Source organism: Streptomyces sp. NPDC058001, from assembly GCF_042886315.1.
GTDB lineage: Bacteria > Actinomycetota > Actinomycetes > Streptomycetales > Streptomycetaceae > Streptomyces.
In genome coordinates this window covers 372,398-392,305 of the sequence record NZ_JBHVQT010000004.1, presented here as the reverse complement: position 1 = coordinate 392,305, position 19,908 = coordinate 372,398, and the positions used below count along the sequence as shown (strand labels likewise).

General features: G+C 72.2%; 16 protein-coding genes. 6 read left to right on the top strand and 10 right to left on the bottom strand.

Going from position 1 to position 19,908, the window contains the following annotated elements:
- Positions 1 to 75: 75 nt before the first annotated feature.
- On the bottom strand, positions 76 to 1,185 hold the full coding sequence (locus ACFVT5_RS11550) for a citrate synthase 2 (protein ID WP_389884561.1): 1,110 nt from the start codon (positions 1,183 to 1,185) through the stop codon (positions 76 to 78).
- A 444-nt stretch (positions 1,186 to 1,629) separates the two neighbouring features.
- On the opposite strand from ACFVT5_RS11550, the gene pdxH reads away from it, so the two are divergent.
- On the top strand, positions 1,630 to 2,271 hold the full coding sequence (gene pdxH / locus ACFVT5_RS11545) for a pyridoxamine 5'-phosphate oxidase (RefSeq protein WP_389885266.1): 642 nt from the start codon (positions 1,630 to 1,632) through the stop codon (positions 2,269 to 2,271).
- A gap of 31 nt (positions 2,272 to 2,302) precedes the next feature.
- Here pdxH and ACFVT5_RS11540 read toward each other — a convergent pair whose 3' ends face one another.
- Both ACFVT5_RS11540 and ACFVT5_RS11535 read right to left on the bottom strand, forming a co-directional pair.
- Positions 2,303 to 3,163 (bottom strand): alpha/beta fold hydrolase, encoded by an 861-nt coding sequence (locus ACFVT5_RS11540; RefSeq protein WP_389884558.1) that lies wholly within the window; start codon positions 3,161 to 3,163, stop codon positions 2,303 to 2,305.
- Between the two features lie 516 nt (positions 3,164 to 3,679).
- Positions 3,680 to 4,372 carry a metal-dependent transcriptional regulator gene (locus ACFVT5_RS11535; protein WP_389884555.1) on the bottom strand — a complete coding sequence of 231 codons (693 nt, stop codon included), beginning with the start codon at positions 4,370 to 4,372 and terminating at the stop codon, positions 3,680 to 3,682.
- A 253-nt stretch (positions 4,373 to 4,625) separates the two neighbouring features.
- On the opposite strand from ACFVT5_RS11535, the gene ACFVT5_RS11530 reads away from it, so the two are divergent.
- Positions 4,626 to 5,396, top strand: coding sequence for an SIS domain-containing protein (locus ACFVT5_RS11530; protein ID WP_389884552.1), 771 nt, complete (start codon positions 4,626 to 4,628; stop codon positions 5,394 to 5,396).
- A 51-nt stretch (positions 5,397 to 5,447) separates the two neighbouring features.
- Here ACFVT5_RS11530 and ACFVT5_RS11525 read toward each other — a convergent pair whose 3' ends face one another.
- The 4 genes from ACFVT5_RS11525 to ACFVT5_RS11510 all read right to left on the bottom strand — a co-directional run bounded on the left by ACFVT5_RS11525 (position 5,448) and on the right by ACFVT5_RS11510 (position 10,645).
- A complete protein-coding gene (locus ACFVT5_RS11525; protein WP_389884549.1) occupies positions 5,448 to 6,836 on the bottom strand; it encodes a PAS domain-containing protein in 1,389 nt (462 codons plus the stop codon).
- A 594-nt stretch (positions 6,837 to 7,430) separates the two neighbouring features.
- Positions 7,431 to 9,116 carry a transporter gene (locus ACFVT5_RS11520; RefSeq protein WP_389884546.1) on the bottom strand — a complete coding sequence of 562 codons (1,686 nt, stop codon included), beginning with the start codon at positions 9,114 to 9,116 and terminating at the stop codon, positions 7,431 to 7,433.
- A complete protein-coding gene (locus ACFVT5_RS11515; protein ID WP_389884543.1) occupies positions 9,113 to 9,898 on the bottom strand; it encodes an ABC transporter ATP-binding protein in 786 nt (261 codons plus the stop codon). Before ACFVT5_RS11515 ends, ACFVT5_RS11520 begins: the two co-directional genes overlap by 4 nt.
- 84 nt (positions 9,899 to 9,982) lie before the next feature.
- Positions 9,983 to 10,645 carry a bifunctional DNA primase/polymerase gene (locus ACFVT5_RS11510; RefSeq protein WP_389884541.1) on the bottom strand — a complete coding sequence of 221 codons (663 nt, stop codon included), beginning with the start codon at positions 10,643 to 10,645 and terminating at the stop codon, positions 9,983 to 9,985.
- A gap of 365 nt (positions 10,646 to 11,010) precedes the next feature.
- On the opposite strand from ACFVT5_RS11510, the gene ACFVT5_RS11505 reads away from it, so the two are divergent.
- Positions 11,011 to 12,396, top strand: coding sequence for a transcriptional regulator (locus ACFVT5_RS11505; protein WP_389884537.1), 1,386 nt, complete (start codon positions 11,011 to 11,013; stop codon positions 12,394 to 12,396).
- Positions 12,397 to 12,684: 288 nt separating this feature from the next.
- Positions 12,685 to 14,400 carry a hypothetical protein gene (locus ACFVT5_RS11500; protein ID WP_389884534.1) on the top strand — a complete coding sequence of 572 codons (1,716 nt, stop codon included), beginning with the start codon at positions 12,685 to 12,687 and terminating at the stop codon, positions 14,398 to 14,400.
- A 106-nt stretch (positions 14,401 to 14,506) separates the two neighbouring features.
- On the opposite strand, the gene ACFVT5_RS11495 is transcribed toward ACFVT5_RS11500, so the two are convergent.
- Entirely contained in the window at positions 14,507 to 15,853 is a 1,347-nt protein-coding gene (locus ACFVT5_RS11495; protein ID WP_389884531.1) for an ABC transporter substrate-binding protein, read from the bottom strand.
- Between the two features lie 118 nt (positions 15,854 to 15,971).
- Here ACFVT5_RS11495 and ACFVT5_RS11490 point away from each other — a divergent pair, with 118 nt between their 5' ends.
- The gene (locus tag ACFVT5_RS11490) at positions 15,972 to 16,472 is read left to right on the top strand and encodes a hypothetical protein (RefSeq protein WP_389884529.1); all 501 of its coding nucleotides are present in this window, start codon (positions 15,972 to 15,974) and stop codon (positions 16,470 to 16,472) included.
- 156 nt (positions 16,473 to 16,628) lie between these two features.
- Positions 16,629 to 17,501 (top strand): formyltetrahydrofolate deformylase, encoded by an 873-nt coding sequence (purU, locus tag ACFVT5_RS11485; protein ID WP_389884526.1) that lies wholly within the window; start codon positions 16,629 to 16,631, stop codon positions 17,499 to 17,501.
- Between the two features lie 70 nt (positions 17,502 to 17,571).
- On the opposite strand, the gene ACFVT5_RS11480 is transcribed toward purU, so the two are convergent.
- Complete coding sequence (locus ACFVT5_RS11480; RefSeq protein WP_389884523.1) at positions 17,572 to 19,029, bottom strand: maleylpyruvate isomerase N-terminal domain-containing protein; 1,458 nt, start codon at positions 19,027 to 19,029, stop codon at positions 17,572 to 17,574.
- Entirely contained in the window at positions 19,026 to 19,598 is a 573-nt protein-coding gene (locus ACFVT5_RS11475) for a sigma-70 family RNA polymerase sigma factor (protein WP_389884520.1), read from the bottom strand. Before ACFVT5_RS11475 ends, ACFVT5_RS11480 begins: the two co-directional genes overlap by 4 nt.
- Between the last annotated feature and the right edge of the window lie 310 nt (positions 19,599 to 19,908).

The following is a 19,908-nucleotide window of genomic DNA, read 5'->3' as shown; positions in this document are numbered from 1 at the left end:
CGGGTCCCGTACGGGAACGGACCGGCGCCGCGTCCGCGAGGGAAGCGGCGCCGGCCACGCGCGCGTGGAGGACGATCAGTTGCCCAGGTCGGGGATCCTGTCGAACCCCGGGATCGCGCGCGGATCGCGCGTGCCGGGGCCCACGTACCGGGCGGACGGCCGCACCAGCCGGCCGGTGCGCTTCTGCTCCAGGATGTGCGCCGACCAGCCCGCCGTACGGGCGCAGGTGAACATCGACGTGAACATGTGCGCGGGGACCTCGGCGAAGTCCAGGACGATGGCCGCCCAGAACTCGACGTTCGTCGCCAGGACCCGGTCCGGGCGGCGCGCGTGCAGCTCCGCCAGGGCCGCCTTCTCCAGGGCCTCGGCGACCTCGAAGCGCGGGGCGCCCAGATCGCGCGCGGTACGGCGCAGCACCCGCGCGCGGGGGTCCTCGGCCCGGTAGACGCGGTGCCCGAAGCCCATCAGGCGATCACCCCGGTCGAGGGCCTGCTTCACGTACGCCTCGGCGTCACCGGTGCGTTCGATTTCCTCGATCATGCCCAGCACGCGCGAGGGGGCGCCGCCGTGCAGCGGCCCCGACATCGCGCCCACGGCACCCGAGAGGGCGGCGGCGACATCGGCGCCGGTCGACGCGATCACGCGCGCGGTGAACGTCGACGCGTTCATGCCGTGCTCGGCGGCGGACGTCCAGTACGCGTCCACGGCGGCGACATGCCGGGGGTCCGGCTCACCGCGCCAGCGGATCATGAACCGTTCCACGACGGACCGCGCCTTGTCGATGTCGCGCTGCGGCACCATCGCCCGGCCCTGCCCGCGCGCGGACTGGGCGACGTACGACAGGGCCATGACGGCGGCGCGGGCGAGGTCCTCGCGGGCCTGCGCCTCGTCGATGTCGAGCAGTGGCTTCAGGCCCCAGACGGGCGCCAGCATGGCCAGCGCCGACTGGACGTCCACCCGGATGTCACCGGAGTGGACGGGGATCGGAAACGGTTCGGCCGGAGGCAGACCGGGGTCAAAGGCGCCATCGACGAGCAGGCCCCAGACGTTCCCGAAGGAGACGTGACCCACGAGATCCTCGATGTCGACGCCCCGGTACCGAAGGGCGCCGCCCTCCTTGTCCGGTTCGGCGATCTCCGTCTCGAACGCGATGACTCCTTCGAGCCCGGGTACGAAGTCGGACATCAGGCGGCTCCTCATGATGTGGACGACAGGGTGGATGAGATGCGGATGAGCTGAATACGGATGAACTCAATACGGTGCACGAGAAACGCTGGACGAGAACGCTGGACGGGAACGCTGGACGGGAACGCTGGACCGACCGCGTATGACTGGTGACAGGGGTGCTGCGGATCCGCGGTCGCTCTCAGGACTCGCGGTCCGGTCGGTACCCCGGTGATGCCCCGTGCGGCTGGCGGTCACCCAACCGGCTCGGCAGCAGGACGATATCCCGTAGTGCCACGGAAGGGGAGAGTGTGCGGCACTGAGTGCCACACGCCACTTCACCGACGCGGCCACGTCATACGGCAAGATGACCGCGTGAACGACCGCGAATCCGCCGTGTCCGAGCCCGTGTCCGAGTCCGCATCCGTGCCCGCGTCAGTGTCAGGTCCGGCCGATCCCGCCGCGATGCGTGAGCAGTACCGCACCGAGGGACTCTCCGAAGCGGAACTCGCCGCCCACCCCATGGAGCAGTTCGCGCTCTGGTTCCAGCAGGCCGTACGGGCGGCGGAACAGGGGGCGCTGTACGAGGCCAACGCCATGGTCGTCTCGACGGCCGACGCCGGAGGCCGCCCCAGCTCCCGCACGGTCCTGCTGAAGCAGTACGACGCGCGCGGGTTCGTCTTCTACACGAACTACGACTCCCGCAAGGCCCGTGACCTTGCCGCCAATCCGCGGCTCGCGCTGCTGTTCCCGTGGCATCCGATCGCGCGCCAGGTCGTCGTCACCGGTACGGCCGCGCGCACCGGACGCGACGAGACGGCCGCGTACTTCCGGACCCGGCCGCACGGCTCCCAGCTCGGCGCCTGGGCCAGCGCGCAGTCGTCGGTGATCGGCTCCCGCGCGGAACTCGACCGTGCCTACGAGGAGTTGGCGGCCCGCTATCCGGAGGGCGAGCAGGTGCCGGTGCCGCCGCACTGGGGCGGGTACCGCGTGACGCCCGACGCGGTGGAGTTCTGGCAGGGCCGCCGGAACCGTCTGCACGACCGGCTGCGGTACGTACGGGAGCCGGACGGCACCGCATGGCGGGCGGAGCGGCTCAGCCCGTGAGTAGGCGGCTCACGGGGTCGTGGCGGGTCGCTCAGCCCGTCAGGACGCCGTCCAGGAACGGTTCGATCGCGGTGCGCCAGGCGTCCGGCCGGTCGTAGTGCACCAAGTGGCCCGCGTCGGCCACCTCCGCATAGGCGCCGAGCGGCAGCACGCGGACCATCTCCTGCGCCTCCGCGCGGCCCAGCTCGCCGTCAAGGCCCCGGACCACCAGGGTCGGGCAGCGGACCTGGGCCAGCTCCTCCCAGTGCGCGTCGTGCACCCAGGTCTCACGGGACGTCAGCATCTGTCCGGTGTCGAAGACGGGCCGCCAGCCGTCGGGCGACTCGGCCATCACCTCGGCGTAGAACTCCCCGCGCGCGGGGAGGGGCCGTTCGACCCAGGGGTCGTCCTCGCCGAACCACTTGCGGACGTCGGCGAGGGTCGCGAAGGGCACCGGCCAGGAAGCGAACCAGTCCGACCACTCGCGCTGCGAGGCGGCGCCGAGCGCGGAGGCCCGCATGTCGCAGATGATCAGCGCCCGGACCAGATCGGGCCGGCGGGCTGCGACCTGCCAGGCGGTCAGCGCGCCCATGGAGTGGCCGACGAGGACGGCGGGCGCCAGATCGAGCTGGTCCAGGGCCGCGATGGCGTCCTCGATGTACGCCTCACGGTCGTAGGGGCCCGCCGGGGGCTTGTCGCTGCGGCCGTGACCGCGCTGGTCGAGCGCGACGGGGCGGTGCCGCTCGCCGAGCCAGCGGGCCGTGTCCGCCCAGTGCGAGGCGCGGCCCATCAGTCCGTGCAGTAACAGCACGCCCGGAGCCCGCGTGACCTCGCCGGACTTCGGCGGGTCGGCGAACTCCCAGGCCGCCAGGCGTACGCCCCCGGCTCCGGTGACGTCGATGCGCCGCATCATGGTCTGGCACCCCCCTCTGTCATGGGCTCACTCGGCCTGTGCTGGGCCACTCCTGCCAACGTACGGGCATCTTATCGAACAGTCGTTCGAAAGTGTCCTTTTGCCCGACAACACCCCTCGTTCGAGTGACCAGGTGCCGGGGTTGATGGGCGTGACCGGGGGGAGATCTTCTGCGGGAGGCGGGCCGCTCGGGGAAATCGGTCCGAAGGGGATGACCCTGGGAGCTCGGGGCTCCGGGTCAGCACAGGGGAGGACAGGCCCCGGCGCCGATGGGCGCCGGGGCCCTCTGTCGGTCCGTAGCGCATTGCCCCCGCCCCTCTCCGGCCGTGCGGCCGGACCCGTCCGACACGGTGCAAGAGCCCGTCAGGTCATATGCCTCAGCCCACAGCCTCGCACGCGAAACGTCCGAGCGCTGCGATTCCGCACACTGAATCTTGATTCCCGCGCACGGTCGAACAGACAACAACTTCCCCCGGGGTAACGGAAGTTGAATTCGGTCGGTAAAGGGCCCGGGGTTTACCTCTTGGCCACGAACACATGCGACGCGACGTCCGACTCCAGCTCCGCCGCCTCGCCGCCGCTGCCGACCAGGACGCCGCCCGCCGACTCCGTCACGCTGACCACGGAACCGGGCTGCACGCCCGCCCTGCGCAGGGTGTACATCAGCTGGGCGTCCGTCTGGATGGGCTCGCCGATGCGGCGGACCACGACCGTCTTGCCGTCGCTGCCCGGGTCCAGGTCCGCCAGGGACACCATGCCCTCGTCGAGGAACGGGTCGGCGCCGTCCTTCTCGCCCAGCTCTTCCAGACCGGGGATCGGATTGCCGTACGGCGACTCGGTGGGGTGGCGCAGCAGTTCCAGGACGCGCCGCTCCACGGCCTCGCTCATCACATGCTCCCAGCGGCACGCCTCCGCGTGGACCTGCTCCCACTCCAGGCCGATCACGTCCACCAGCAGACACTCCGCGAGCCGGTGCTTGCGCATCACGCGCGTGGCCAGCCGGCGGCCCTCCTCGGTCAGCTCCAGATGCCGGTCACTGGCGACCGACACCAGGCCGTCGCGCTCCATGCGCGCCACGGTCTGGCTGACCGTCGGGCCGCTCTGGTCGAGCCGCTCCGCGATCCGGGCGCGCATGGGGACCACACCTTCCTCCTCCAGCTCAAGGATGGTGCGGAGATACATCTCCGTCGTGTCGATCAGTCCGGACATACGTGCCCCTCATGGCTCTGCTACAGCTCTGCTGGATCGGCGGGTGCTGTTCTGGCGTTGCGCTGGCCCTCACCCCATACTGACGCATCGCACCGACAACCGGGCCTCACGAACGCAACAGCGCCACCCGCCCTCGGATTCCGGACCCGGCCGGGGACCGTGCCCCGGCCGTCCCGCCGTATTGACAGGCCACTGGTCCAGACCGCACCGTGATCCGCGACACGACACCCCCACCCCCGCAGGAGCCTCGCCGATGAGCGACAGCCAGCCCGCCGAGAGCAAGCTCGCCGACCGGTTCTTCGACGCCGCGATCAGTCTGCTCCAGCGGGTACGCGACGAGGACTCCGCCGCCATCGCCGCCGCGGGCACCCTGATCGCCGACACCGTCGAGGCCGAGGGACGGCTGTTCGCGTTCGGCGCCGGGCACTCCTCGCTGGCCGCGCAGGACGTCGTCTATCGCGCGGGCGGCCTCGCCCTGATGAACCTGCTCGTCGTCCCGGGTGTCGTCGGCGTCGACGTCATGCCCGCCACGCTGGGCTCCGCCCTGGAGCGGGTCGACGGCCTCGCGGGCGCCGTCCTGGACTCCAGCCCGGCCACCGCCGGCGACCTCCTGGTGATCATCTCGCTGTCCGGGCGCAACGCGCTGCCCGTCGAGATGGCGATGAACGCGCGCGCTTTGGGCATCAAGGTGATCGGCGTGACGTCCGTCGCGTACGCCACGGAGACCCGTTCACGCCATGTTTCGGGGACCTATCTCAAGGACCACTGCGACCTCGTCCTCGACACCAGGATCTCCGTCGGGGACGCCGAACTCACCGCCGACGGCATCGCGGCCCCCTTCGCGCCCGCGTCGACCGTCGTCACCAGCGCCGTACTTCAGGCCGTCATGGCGACCGCCGCCGGCGAACTCGCCGCGCGCGGGATCGAGCCCCCGCTGCTGCGCTCCGGCAATGTGGACGGCGGCCACGACTGGAACGGCCGAGTCATGACCGAGTACAGCGACCGGATCTTCTACCGCCACTGACCGCGACTCAGCCACCGCCTGTGCCTGAGCGCTACTCCGGTGCCACGCGCGCTAGGACCCGTCCCCGGCGTCCAGCACCTGCGCCAGATCGAGCGCCGCGGCGATCCGTACGGCGATGCTCTCCGCGTACGTGGCGTCCGCGCGCTCGAACTGGGTGCGGCTCGCGCCCCGCAGGAACGTCACCACGCCCAGGGTCCGCCCCCGGCTGCGCAGCACCGTGCACAGTCCGTGCACCGCGTCCGGCGGCCACTGCCGGTCCTCCGCCCACGCGCGGGACCGGTCGGGCGCGGTCGCCGGCGCACTGGCCCGTACCGAGTTGACGCGCTCCACGGACTGGAGTGCCGGGTGCCCGTCCGCGTACCGCACGGGCAGCTCCGTACGCCCCGCCGTGAGGGCCGCGCCCGGGGTGCCGGACGGTGTGCTCACCGCCCGCACGAGACGCACCGGGGCGTCGTCCGACGAGTCGTCGCCGACGACCAGGTCGAGCAACGCGTGATCGGCGAACCCGGCCAGCGAGAAGTCCAGCTGGACCGTCACCGCCTCGCCCGGGTCCTCGCACTCGGCCGCCGCGCGCGCGGCCCGGTGCAACTGGTTCGCCCGGAACCGCAGCTGCGCCGCCTCCTGCTCGGTCCGCTTGGCCGCCGTCACGTCCTGGAACAGCCACGCGACACCCAGCGGTACGGGCTCCTCGGCGAGCGGCGAGGCCAGCCGCACGAACCCGCTGCGCCAGCATCGACGCGCGTCACCTTCCGGCGTACGGACGGTCACCCACATCTCGGTGGGCGCCGGCGGTGCGCCTTCCGCGAGCACATGCGCCAGGGCGCTCTCCAGCTCCTCCACGCCCTGCGCGAGCAGTTCACCGAGGGGGCGCCCGAGCAGGGCCGTACGCCCGCCGCCGAGGGCCCGCGCGGCGAACGCGTTCACCACGGCCGGGCGCAGATCGGCGTCGACGAGGACCACGCCCCAGGACGCGTCGTCGAGCAGGGCCTCGCTCAGCGCGATGGACCGCTCCAGATCGATCTGCGCGTGCACCTCGCTGAACGCGCAGTACAGCCCGGCGGGCTTCCCGTCGGGACCGCGCACGGCCGCCGACTGCGTCCGCACCAGGACGCGTCCGCCGTCCTTGGTCAGCAGCGCGAACTCGTGGACCTGGCGGCCCGGCGCGTGCATCGCCGACAGCAGCCGTCCCTCGACCTCCGCCGCGTCCCCGGGGCGCACCGCCCAGCCGGAGAACCCGCGCCGGCCGACGGCCTCGTCGGCCGTCCAGCCGAGTATCCGTTCGGCCTCACGGTTCCAGTGCGTCACCACACCGTCCGCGTCGAACGCGCACAGCGCCGCGTCCATGCCGTCGAGCAGCGCGGCGAGCAGATCGGAACCGTCCCGCTCGGGCTCGGGCGGACCCAGCTCGTCGGTGGTTCCGCTACGCCGGGAAGCACTCACCTGGAACCCCCTGCGGGCCGTATCCCTGATGTCGGGGTCTTGGATGTCGGGGTCTTGCGGGGCTGAATCGTTGCTGGCCTTCCACTGCGCCACCGCAATCATTGAACTCGAACGTGACCCAGCACACACAGTGTTCACCGAAACAGCCGCCTTAGGGAAACGTCTCCCGGAAACCGGCGCACCTGCGCGATGGGGGGAGCGCACAAGGGGCGCACGAAATGCGTGTGTGATCCAGCAAACATCTTGAAAAACCGGTTGAGAGTCCCGGGCGACGTTCCTATGGTGGTGCGCAATCGGGAAAGGAGGTGGTTCGGCAGATGTATGAAATCCGGACGCGAGAGGTGGCTGCGGGCTAGCGGCCCGTCACCCTACGCAGTGCGGTGCCGGACCAGCGTGTGAACCAGACACGCAGCCGGCCCAATCCCAGCAGTCACCCGACCCGCGGGCCGCCGGTACGTCCGGCCGGCTTCCTCCGCCTCGTGCGGCAGGAACCATGGCCCGCGGGTCGCCTGCGTTTCCGGTCCCGCCCGAACCGGCCGGGACCACCCGGTCCCCCCGGCGCCCGGTCTCACCCCGTCTCACCCCGCGCTGACGTCACCCCTTGCTGACGGCGTACAGGATCTCCGGCAGCCGGTGCGCGGTGCGCGGCGCCGCCATCCGCAGGCCGAGGAGCGTGATCAGCGCCCCGTACCCGGCACCGAGCGGCAGCAGGAGCCAGGTCCACTCGTCGGCGCCCGACAGATGCAGCCACATGGTGAAGGCCAGGACGGGGGCGCACAGAAGCGCGGCGGCCACCATGCCGCCGAAAATTGCGATCCACGCGAGCCCGGCCTGCCCGGGGGCCACGTTCTTGTAGCCCTCCTGCGGAATCGAGTACGGGAAGCGCGCCGACGACCAGGCGCCCGTCGCGAGCATCGCGCCGAGCAGCGCGAAGGACAGCCCCAGCACCTCGGGCAGCGCGCCCCAGTCGCCCAGGAGGGCCGTCGTCACGACGGTCACGAGCGTCGCGTACGGCAGCGTGATCACCAGCAGCGCCAGCGCGCGGCCCCGCAGTTCGACGTACGCGTCCCGGGGCGAGGAGATGGTCAGGGCGACCATCCAGAACGCGGACGTGTCCTGCCCGAACTGGTTGTACATCTGGATGCCGAGCATGCCGGCGGCGAAGCACGCGAAGTACAGGGAGCCGGTGCCCTGGAGCGCGTTGAACACCGGCACGATGAGCCCGATCGCCAGCGAGGTCACCCACGCCGCCTTGGTCTTGGGATCGCGCCACACGTACCGCAGGCTGCGCTCCATGACCGTGCCGGTGCGGCCGGACGGCAGCAGCCGTCCCAGGCCCGTCGAACGGCCGCCCTTGTCGCGGCTCCCACCGGCGCCCTGGAGCGTCGAACCGTCGGCCGAGACCATCAGCTTGGTGAGGCTCTGCTGCCAGCCGTACAGCAGCGCCACCAGCGCGGCGGCCGTGAGCGCGAGGCGGGCCAGCGCCACCCCCAGGTCGCCCTCGCTCGCGGCGTGCACGGCGCCGATCGCCGCCGCCGGCGGGATCCAGTCCAGTACGGCCGCCACCGGGTCCAGCTTGGACAGGCCGCCCGAGGAACCGAGCGACTGCGCACCGAAGTTGACGAGCTGCGCGCCCACCGCGATCACCAGACCGCTCAGCACGGCGAGGTCGCGGCCCCTGCGCGACGTCAGCAGGCGGGTGTTGGCGGCGGCCATCGCGCGCGCGAGCGCGACACAGACCAGCAGGGTCAGCGCCACCGCGATCACCCCGACGGTGAGACCGGCCACCCCGCGCGCGACGGCGATCACCGAACCCACCGCGAGGCAGAGCGTGAACAGCGGCCCGATCCCGACGAGGGACGAGACGAGCAGCGCCCGGACAAGCGGCCGTGGACGCAGCGGCAGCATCACCAGACGGGTCGCGTCGAGGGTTTCGTCGCCGCTCGCGAAGAACAAAGGCATGAACGCCCAGCCGACCGCCAGAAGGGCGACCAGGAGCACGCACACGGTCGCCGCGTGCTCGTTGCCGCGCAGCGCGATCAGCCCGAGGAGTTGCAGCGCCGCGAAGAGCAGCACGACGACGACCGAGGCGATGTACGCGGCCCTGCGCCCGGACGACTGCCGCAGCCCGTTGCGCAGCAGGGACAGCTTGAGACGGACCATAACGGGCGTCAGGGAGGCCGTGGGGGCGGCTGTGGGCGCCGTGGGGCCCACGGGACCACCGGCGGTCACCGGGGCGGACCCGGGGCGGCTCAGCGGGTGCTCCAGCGGCCCGCTCATCGGGCGCCGCCGCCCAGCCAGTCGAGGTCGCCGCCCGCGTCCTGACCGCCCGCGCCGACGAGTTCGAGGAACGCCTCCTGGAGCGAGGGCGCCGCGCCCCGTACCTCGGTGAGCGGCCCGTGCGCGCGGATGCGGCCCGCGGCCAGTACGGCGACCCAGTCGCACAGGGACTCCACCAGCTCCATGACGTGGCTGGAGAAGACGACGGTCGCGCCGGACGACGTGTAGCGCTCCAGTACCCGGCGGATGGTCTGCGCGGAGACCGGGTCGACGCCTTCGAAGGGCTCGTCCAGGAAGAGCACTTCGGGGTTGTGGAGGAGCGCGGCGGCGAGCCCGATCTTCTTGCGCATGCCGGTCGAGTAGTCCACGACGAGTTTGTGCTGCGCGCCTGCGAGGTCGAGTACGTCGAGGAGCTGGGTCGCGCGCTTGTCGACCTCGTCCCCGGGCAGCCCGCGCAGCCGGCCCGTGTACGCGAGGAGTTCCCGCCCGGAGAGCCGCTCGAACAGCCGCAGGCCCTCCGGGAGTACGCCGATCCTGGCCTTGACCTCGGCCGGGTCCCGCCACACGTCGTGGCCGACGACCTCGACGGTGCCCTGGTCGGGGCGGAGCAGTCCGGTGACCATGGAGAGCGTCGTGGTCTTCCCCGCGCCGTTGGGGCCCACGAGGCCGATGAACTGTCCGGCGGGGAGGTCGAGGTCGATCCCGGCCACGGCGACGTGCGGGCCGAAGGATTTCCAGAGCCCTTGTACGCGTACCGCCGGGGCGGCGCTTGCCTCGGTCACGTGTTCTGGCCTTCCGCGGGGGTCTGTGGCTTCGGCCCCGCACGATACGTGACGTGTGCACCGGGCTTCGGCGACGGAATCCGGCTACCCCTTCCGGGGCTCCCTTCCGCACGCGTACGACAGTGGGCTGATCAGTTCTTCCGCGTCCGGGAGCCAGCGGTTGGCGGGCGTGGGGCGGCAGGCCCACTGGGCGGCGCCCTGGGTGCCGAAGCGGGTGGGCGGGGCCTCGACATAGGCGCCCTCCCCGCGCGCGACGAGGTCGAGTGAGGCCGGGGGCCAGCCCATCCTGCGGATCAGGTCGGGGACCTTGGCCGCGGCCCCGGGCAGTACGAAGAACTGCATCCGGCGGTCGGGGGTGCAGGTCACAGGGCCGAGCGTCAGCTCCATCCGCTCCATCCGGGCCAGCGCCAGGAAGCCCGCGGTCTCCGGTACGTCGATCGCGTCGAAGGTGCGGCCCGTCGGCAGCAGGATCGACGCGGTGGGCTGCTTCGACCACAGGCGGCGCGCGACGGTGGCGCTGCCCGTCGCCTGGGTCGCCCAGTCCTCGCGCGCGGGGTGGGCGCCCGGCGAAGCGCACTCCCTCTCGCCGCACGAGCACCGCGGGACCCCGTCGTGGGACTCCATCCAGGTGCCGGGGAACACGTCCCAGTGCCGCTCCTCGGCGTACCGCACGGCGGTGTCCGGGAGGGCTTCTCCACGCTGCTTCGGGATCTGGGCGGCCGATGTGACTCCGATGGTCTCTTCCACGTGCTTCTCAACTCCCGTCGCCACCTCGGGTTACGGCTTCCCGCGCGCGCGGGGGAGGTGCATCGATCCTGCATCCGGGGCGCACGGAGGCATGTTCGGGGGCGCGCGGAGGGAAACGCGGCAAGGGCGGGTAACCAGGGGAGGGGCGGGCAACAGGCGCGAACCCCGGCATTTCTGGAATGTCCCGCATCTTCCGTTTGTCACCGGGGCATTGGTGATCAGGGACGCGTACAGCGCAGGCGATCCGTACCGGGACGATACAGGCGCGACAGACGTGATAGACGCGACATATATGACACGACGAGACAGACGAGTCACTTCGACGCGGCGCACGGGCAGGTGCCGCAGCCTCAGGGGGTTATGCCATGGCCGCACGGCCACTCGTCGCGCGGCAGCCGAACGAAAGGCTGCAAGCGCTCATCCAGGAAGCCGCGTGCTCCAACGCGGGCCTCGCCCGCCGCGTCAACATGTGTGGCGCGGAGCACGGCCTCGATCTGCGGTACGACAAGACGTCGGTAGCGCGCTGGCTGCGCGGTCAGCAGCCGCGTGGCCGGGCGCCCGCGATCATCGCCGAGGCACTGGGCCGCAAGCTGGGCAGGACCGTGACGATCGACGAGATCGGCATGGCCAACGGCAAGAACCTCGCGTCCGGTGTCGGGCTCCAGTTCTCGCCGACCGTTCTCGGCGCCATCGAGCAGGTCTGCGAGCTGTGGCGCAGTGACGTGGGCCGCCGTGACTTCCTCTCGGGTTCCTCGGTGGCCGCGTCCGCCCTGGTCGAGCCCAGCCGCGACTGGCTGATCTCCGCGCCCGACGCGCAGGTCGCCCGGCAGGCCGGGCCGCGCGTCGGCATGTCCGACGTGGCGGCGGTACGGGCGATGACGCAGGCCCTGATCGACCTCGACCACCAATACGGCAGCGGCCATGTGCGGCCGGTCGTCGTGCACTACCTCAACAGCGTCGTGTCGGGACTGCTCGCCGGGTCGTACCGGGAGGCCGTCGGACGTGAACTGTTCGCGGCCGTCGCCCGGTTGACGGAACTCGCGGGCTACATGGCCGTCGACACCGGCCAGCCGGGACTCGCCCAGCGGTACTACATCCAGGCACTGCGGCTCGCCCAGGGCGCGGGCGACCGTGGTTACGGCGGGTATGTCCTGGCGGCGTCCATGAGCCATCTCGCGGCGCAGCTCGGCAACCCGCGGGAGATCGCGCAGTTGGCGCGCGCCGCGCAGGAGGGCTCACGCGGACGGGTCACCCCGCGCGCGGAGGCCATGTTCCACGCGGCCGAGGCGCGCGGGCACGCCCTCCTCGGCGATGTGCGGGCCGCGCACGGGGCGGCAGGCCGCGCGGTGACCGCGATGGACGGCGCGGACCCGGAGTCCGGTGACGACCCGGTGTGGATCGCGCATTTCGACGCGGCCTATCTGGCCGATGAGTTGGCGCATTGTCACCGCGACCTCGGGCAGGCGGACGCGGCGGCCCGCTGCGCGCAGGAGTCACTCGCCGGGCATCCAGAGTCGCGGGCGCGGCGGCGCGCCATCGGCCTGGTCCTGCTGGCCACCTCGCAGGTGCAGCAGCGCGAGGTCGAGCAGGCGTGCCACACGGGCCTGCGCGCGGTCGAACTCCTCGGCACCCTGCGGTCCAACCGGGGCGCGGAGTACCTGGAGGACTTCCAGCAGCGCCTGGAGCCGTACCGGGAGGAGCCGGTGGTAAGGGAGTTCGGGGCCAGGCTGGACCTTCAGGCGGCGGCGTGACCCTCGCGCGCGACGTGGGCGGAACGTGACGTGACACACGTCCGCCCGCGCGCGTGAGGGCCGTGTGAAGGCCCTAGGAGGGCGCGGGAGAGCCGTTGGGGTGCCATTACCAGCGTCCCGCGCGGGTGTTTCGTTACCTCGGTGCGCGGGGGCCGCCGGCGGTCCCTGAGCTGCGTGGCACCGGGGTCCGGACACCCGGTAGCGTAAACCGACGATTCCCGACGTCCCCCATTCGTAGGAGTCCCGGTGACGCAGAGCGGACAGGGCGATGATCCGCACCTTCCCTCGGTGAGACAGCCCCGCGAAGGCATCGTGCTGCCCGCTGACGGAAGTGAGCCGCTGATGCCCGGTACCGCCGGAGGCGACCACACGGCTCCGGCGGGCGGCGCCCCCTGGGGCAGCCCCTGGGGTCCCGACGCCGCCGGGCCCCCGCCGCCTCCCGCCGCCCCGGGACAGCCCTGGGGCGCGGCACCGCCCGCGGCGGCCCCCCTGCCGCCCGAGAGCGGGGCGCTGCCCTACGAGGGGCAGCCGACCGGGTACGACGGGCAGCCGACCGGATACGACGGCCGACAGGCCGGGTACGACGGTCAGCAGCAGGCCGGGTACGACGGTCAGCAAGCCGGGTACGCGGACCCGGGGGCGTACGGGGGCGGACTGCCGTACCCCCAGCAGCAGCCCCCGCACATACCGGCGCCGCAGCCCCCTCAGGTCCCGCCGCAGGTTCCGCAGCCCCAGGCTCCGCACTCCCAGATTTCCCACCCCCAGTTTCCCCAGGCGCCGCCCCTGCCGCCCGTGGCGATGCCGGGCGGTGACGTCGACGCCACGCAGTTCATCCCGCCGATGTCCTACGCCCCGCCCGGTGAGTTCCCCGCGCCCGGCGCGGCCGACGCCACCCAGCTCATACCGCCCGTAGCGCCGGGCGCGCTGCCGCCCGAGACGCCGCCGGACGTGCCGGCGGACGCCACGCACTACCTCGGCCGCGCGACCCCCGCCGGGCCGGTCGCCGGTCACGCCGCGCCGGGCGGTGACGCCGACGCCACGCAGTTCATCGCGCCGGTGCCCCCGGCGCCCGCCGCCGCGGCGCCCGTACCCGAGCCGCCCTCCAACGCCCCGTACGGCATCCGTCCCGGCGCGCCGGGCGACCGCCCGCCGCCGGCCGAGTTCGACAGCCTTTTCCGGACCGAACCGGAACCCGAAGGTCCGGCGGCCACCCAGCAGATGCCCCGCTTCGACCCGCGGGCGCACACCCAGGCCCCCCACGGAACGCCGCCCCAGGCCCCGTACGCGGCCTCGCACGCCGGTTCCGGCGGAGAGGGCGGGGGCAGGGCCGCGAGCCGTCGAGGCGGCGGCTCGGGGCGCGGTGGCCGGAGCGGGTCCAAGACGCCGCTGTTCGCCGCGCTCGGCGTGGGGCTCGTCGTCGTCGGAGTGGGCGTCGGCGCGCTGCTCAGCGGCGGCGGTGACGACGGCAAGACGGGGGACGACAGCACGCCCGTGTCCGCCACCGCGCCCACGGGCGACGGGTCGGGCAAGGAGTCGCCCGCCGAGGATCCGGCGAAGCAGCAGGCCGTGGAGCTGGACAAGCTGCTCGCCGACAGCGGCGGCAGCCGGGCCACGGTCATCAAGTCCGTCGCCGACATCAACAAGTGCGACAACCTGGACGGCGCCGCATCCGATCTGCGGGACGCCGCGAAGCAGCGCAATGACCTGGTCACGCGCCTCGGGGAGCTGTCCGTCGACAAGCTGCCGCAGTACGCGAAGCTGACCAGCGCGCTGACCACCGCCTGGAAGGCGTCCGCCGAGGCCGACGACCACTACGCCGCCTGGGCCGGCGAGGTCGACTCCGGCAAGGGCTGCAAGAAGGGCCACGCCCGGCAGACCGGACACTCCGCGTCCGGCAACCGCGCGAGCGGCGAGGCGACCAAGGCCAAGCGCGAGGCGTCCGCCCTGTGGAACACCATCGCGAAGAAGTTCGGGCTGACGACCCGGCAGCCCACGCAGCTCTGAGCCGTGCCGTACGGGCTCGTGCCCTACAGGCCGGTGCGGGCCCGTACGGCACGGGCCCGCACGCGTGGCGGTCAGCCTGTCCGCCGCCGTGGTCCGTCGGCGGCGGTCACCTCGCGGTGGGCGCCTTCTCCAGGGTCTTCGAGACGTTCACGAACCCGGGCCGCTGGGCCACCATGCGACCGCCCCGCACCACCTGGAAGGTGACCTCGGCGTTGACGATGCGCGGGTAGTCCTTGGCGGCCAGCATGTCCTGGAAGCGCCAGCTCAGCGTGGGCGTGACCCCGCCGGTGTCGACTTTGAGGCCGTCGTCCAGGACGCGCCGCACGGACCGCGCCGACACCTCGCCCTCGCCGATCGACTCGATCACCTTCTTGAACACGGTGTACGCGATCCACGTCGTCTGCACCCCGGCGTCCGTCGCGTCGATCCGGTTGTCGCCGAACGCCTCCTCGCTGATCACCTTGCGCATCGCGTTCCAGCGCGCGTCCGCGGCGACCGGGTACCAGCCGGAGACGTACGCCCCTTCGTACGGGCTCGACTTGCCGCCCGTACGGTCCACGACGGACTGGTCGACGCTGCCGAACACCGTGCCGACCCGTACCGCCGCGTAGTCGTCACGCGTGCGCCGGAACGAGTCGAAGAACGTGTCCGTACGGTCGCCCAGGGCGGCGGCGACACAGCCCTCCTTGGCCGGGTCCGAGGTGGCACGGGTCAGCGCCTGTTCGGCCTGCTTGGTGTACTCGGTGGCGTCCTCGGCGGCCAGGACGTCGATCGCGGGCGCCCGCTTGCCCGTGGAGAGGCCGGAGTTGAGCAGCAGCGGCAGGTCGTCGCCCGCGATCGTGTCGGGCCGGACGACCGCCACGCGCGCGCAGCGGTCGGCGAGTTGCTGCCCCATGCCGGCCATCAGCGCGGGCTGGCCGCCGTTGACGGGGTACGACACCGAGCTGGTGAACTCCGCGTCGGTGACGCCGTATCCGCCGATGTAGGCGATGCCCGCGGCTTCGAGCGGGGACAGGAACGACCGCCCGAACTGGCTGTAGGAGCCGACCACGGCGACCGCGCCCGCGTCGACGGCCTGCCGGGCGCACTGGTCGGCGCCGACGGTGTCGTTGTGGTCGTTGCAGGTGATGACGTTGAGTTCACGGCCCGCGATGCCCCCGTTGTCGTTCACCCAGCGCGCGTACGCGCGTGCCAGGGCGGGCATTCCGGGCATGTTCGTCGCTTTGGTCTTCTCCGGTGCCCACGTCATCACGGTGATCGGCGCCTTTGTGCCCCCGGAGACTCCTGGGACGACACCACAGCTCGCGGCCAGGGCGGCGGTCGCGCCGATCGCGACGACGGATGCCGCGGTGGCTCTCGCGCGCCGGGAGAGACGGGGCTTTCCGGGCGTGCCGGTGCCGGTACGGCCGGTGGAAACGGAATGAGGTGTGCGCTTGCGGCGCATGCCGGTCATACATCCACACGATTCCGCCGCATCCCTAACCTGCGAGTGACCCATGGGTAACAAGAGGTGTCACAGAGGTGAATTGAGGGGGGTGAAACCGGGGCGTACGCGCGGGAACGTACGATCGGTGACCGTGCAAGCTTCGGAGAACTCTTCCCGTCGTGGCCGCCGCTCCTCCACCATGGGCGACATGCCACTGAATGACATGCCGTGGTGGCGCTGGCGCAGCAATGTGCGCTCCGCGCTGCACATGCTCTCCGACCCGGGGTTCCAGCGTGAGTGCTGGCTCGCGGGACGCACCGAGTACGGGGACGTCACCGACGCCGTGTACCGACTGGTCGAGGACACCTGGCTGGACAGCTGGTCCGCCGAGAAGTACGTCGGGACGATCTTCCGCGACTCGCAGGAGGCGTCCCTGGTCGACGTCGCCGTGCTGCGGGTGCTGCGGATCATGCACCAGGTCGGCCCGGACGCGCCGGTGTCCGCGTATCTGGACCACCACGCCTGGCCGGAGGCGGTGCGCGCCGCGCGCGACGCCCATGTGCGGATGGCGACGGGCGACGGCGAGGACCCGGACCAGCCACCGCGCACCCTTGAGGTACTGCGGATCATGACGCGTACGGCGTGACGCGTACGGCGTGACGCGTACGGCGTGACGCGTACGGGCGGGACGGGGCGGTGCGAAACGTAGGCCCACGCGCGCGGGGGATCGCGTCGGCGTGGGACGCGCCCCGGGATGAGACGGGCACGCCGTCCGGGGCGGCACTGTGGGACGCTTGCGGGCATGACCGATCAGGCCGCCGCCCCCGCCGAGCAGTACGTCCTCACCCTGTCCTGCCCCGACAAGCAGGGCATCGTCCACGCCGTGTCGAGCTATCTCTTCATGACCGGCTGCAACATCGAGGACAGTCAGCAGTTCGGCGATCACGACACGGGCCTGTTCTTCATGCGGGTGCACTTCTCGGCCGAGCCCCCCGTCACCGTCGACAAACTGCGCGCGAGCTTCGCGGCGATCGGCGACGCCTTCCAGATGGACTGGCAGATCCACCGGGCCGCGGACCGGATGCGGATCGTGCTCATGGTCAGCAAGTTCGGACACTGCCTGAACGACCTGCTGTTCCGCGCCCGGATCGGAGCGCTGCCCGTGGACATCGCGGCGGTGGTGTCCAATCACACCGATTTCGCCGAACTGGTCGCTTCGTACGACATTCCGTTCCGGCACATTCCGGTCACCAGGGACAACAAGCCGCAGGCCGAGGCGGAACTCCTTGAGCTGGTCCGTGCCGAGGACGTCGAACTCGTCGTCCTCGCGCGCTACATGCAGGTCATCTCGGACGACCTGTGCAAGCAGCTGAGCGGCCGGATCATCAACATCCACCACTCCTTCCTGCCGAGCTTCAAGGGCGCGAAGCCGTATCACCAGGCCCACGCGCGCGGGGTCAAGCTGATCGGCGCCACCGCGCACTATGTGACCGCCGACCTCGACGAGGGCCCGATCATCGAGCAGGAGGTCGAGCGGGTCGGCCACGACGTCACCCCGGACCAGCTCGTGGCGATCGGCCGCGACGTGGAGTGCCAGGCGCTGGCCCGCGCGGTCAAGTGGCACGCGGAACACCGCATCCTCCTGAACGGCCACCGAACGGTCGTCTTCACCTGACGCACCACCGGTCCGCGCTCCACCGGTCCACCCGCCCACCTGCCCGCCCGGCCCCCGGACCGGAGCGGCGCTAAAGGCGGCTGAGGCTCGCGGCGGCCGAGAGCACGTCCCGTATGGCCTCACGGTCGCCCGTCTGGCCCGCTGCCGCGTCCTTCGGTGGTACATGGCCCGCCGCGAGGCGGCAGAACTCGACGCCGTCCAGGGCGATGTGCGCGACCTCGTGTGCCGCCGAACCGAGCGCCGCCGGCGAGTCGAGCGGAATGAACCAGTCGCCGCCGCCCACCCCTTCGATCTCCAGGCGCAGACTGCGCCCCGGCCGACCGGCCTCGGCCAGGCCACGGGCCGGGGAGGCGAGCCCGGCGCGGCGCCGCGCGGCCAGCGTCTCGGGCAGCATCCGGGCCGCCAGGTCGATCATGCGGTGCAGATGCCGGGGCGCGGGCGGGCCGTAGGGGTAGGCCACGGCGTCCGCGATGTCGGTCGCGTGGATCCAGCACTCGAAGGCGCGGTCCAGCATCGCGTCCCGCAGCGGCAGCGTGAAGTCGCCGTACGACACGGGCAGTTGTCCGGAGCCGGGAACCTTGGCCGTGGCGCCTCCGGCCGCGAACGCCACCGTGCGCACCAGGCTGTGACTCTGCTCACGCCACGGCGTGCGCACCGCGCGCGTGGGCGGCGGCCCCGCGCCCCGCCAGTACGCCTCCGTACGGTCCGCGGGTCCGAGCCCTTCCTTCGCGCCGGGCCCTTCGCCGGGCGCGGCGGCGCGCAGCGGGTCGTCGAGGCCGAGCGCGGTGGCCACCAGGCCGTCGACGGCGAGCAGATGCGCGATGACCCCGGCGACCGTCGTCTTGCGCGCGACCGGCGCCTCACCCTCGTACCAGCGCAGCCGTACGGGCGCGTGCCACTCGGAGTCGGCGATGTCCTGGAGCAGCGCGTCGAGCCGGGCCGTCTCCGCGTCGTACGCGGCGGCCCAGTCCGGTACCGGGATCCGCGGCGGACGCCGGTCGAGGCAGTCCTCCAGGACCCGCGTCCGCAGGCCCGGGTCGAGGTCCAGGGTCTCGGCGGGATGCAGCAGTGCGACGGCGTCCCGCAGCCGCAGGGCCTCCTCGGCGCAGGACCCGCAGCAGCCCAGATGCTCCTCGACGGCCGCCGCCTCCGGCGCGGAGCACGCCGCGAGCGCCCACGCGCCGAGCAGGGACTTCAGCACCCGGTGCGGCAGGAGCGGGGGCGGCGGGCCCTGCGGGTCGGAGGGCGCGGGCGCGGCGGGTGCGGCTTGTTCCGATACGGGCCTCTCCGATACGGGCCGCTCCGGTGCCGGGCGATCCGGTCCCGTGCGATCCCGTGCCGGGCGGTCCGGTGGCGTGTCATCGCTCGCCGCCGGCAAGTCCGGCAGCGGCCGGCCGCTGTCCTCGACGGACGTACGAGGTGTGGGTATGCGCGGCCCCGGCCGGGCGCCCCCGGATGCGCCGCCGTCGGGATCCTCGCCGTCGTCCCCGCCGCCGCCGTACGTCTCGAACCGTCCCGAGTCGCTCACCGGGACCTCCCCGGTCCGGGTGGCGTCCCGGAGGCGTCGTTCGCCGTCGCGAGCAGTTGCAGGCCGAGGCGGAGCCGGCGGCGGGCCTCCTCCTCCGTCACGCCCAGGTCGGCGGCGGTCTGGCGGTAGTCCCTGCGCTGGAAGTAGGCCAGGTCGAGCGCGCTGCGCAGCGGGGCGGGCATCGAGGTGGCGATGTAGTCGGCGCGGGCCGCGGCCGACGCCCCGCGGACCTTGCGTTCCAGGTCCTCCGACGTACCCTCGCCACCGCGCGCGAAGGCCGCCGTCTCCGTTGTGCGCAGCCGCTGCACCGCGAGCCGGTGCGTCAGGGTCGCGAGCCAGGAACGGAACGGTCCCTGCCGCGGGTCGTACCCCTCCGGGTGCTCCCAGATGTGGGCGAAGACCTCGCGCGTGATGCGGTCGGCGCCGGTCTCGTCACCGAGCACCCGGTGGGCGAGTCCGTGCACCAGGGAGGAGAAGCGGTCGTACAGCTCGCCGAGCGCGGCGGCCTCACCGCGCGCCAGCCGCTGTTGCATCTTGCGGTCCCAGCGCGGCGGAGTGTCCTTCGCCATCCGGCCCCCTCACCACGGGTCGTTTCTTGGCACCTGGCCTTGTTCGTCACCCTTCTCCGTCTTCTCGAATGTAGTCGGAGCAACCGGCGGCGCACGTCCCTTTGGGTTATGAGATTTCTTGTAAATCCGCAGATGGTGACCGTTCCGGCACTCTGCGCCGACGCTTCGGCGCCACGCCTACCAGGCGTTGTTCGCAGCTGTCCGAATGTGATCGTGACAGTACGAACACTTGTCTTCACGATCTGGAGGCGGGTGTTTCATGGAAGGGCGGCGGGGCAGCCGCGCAGTGGAAGCGTAGGGATTGCTTCCG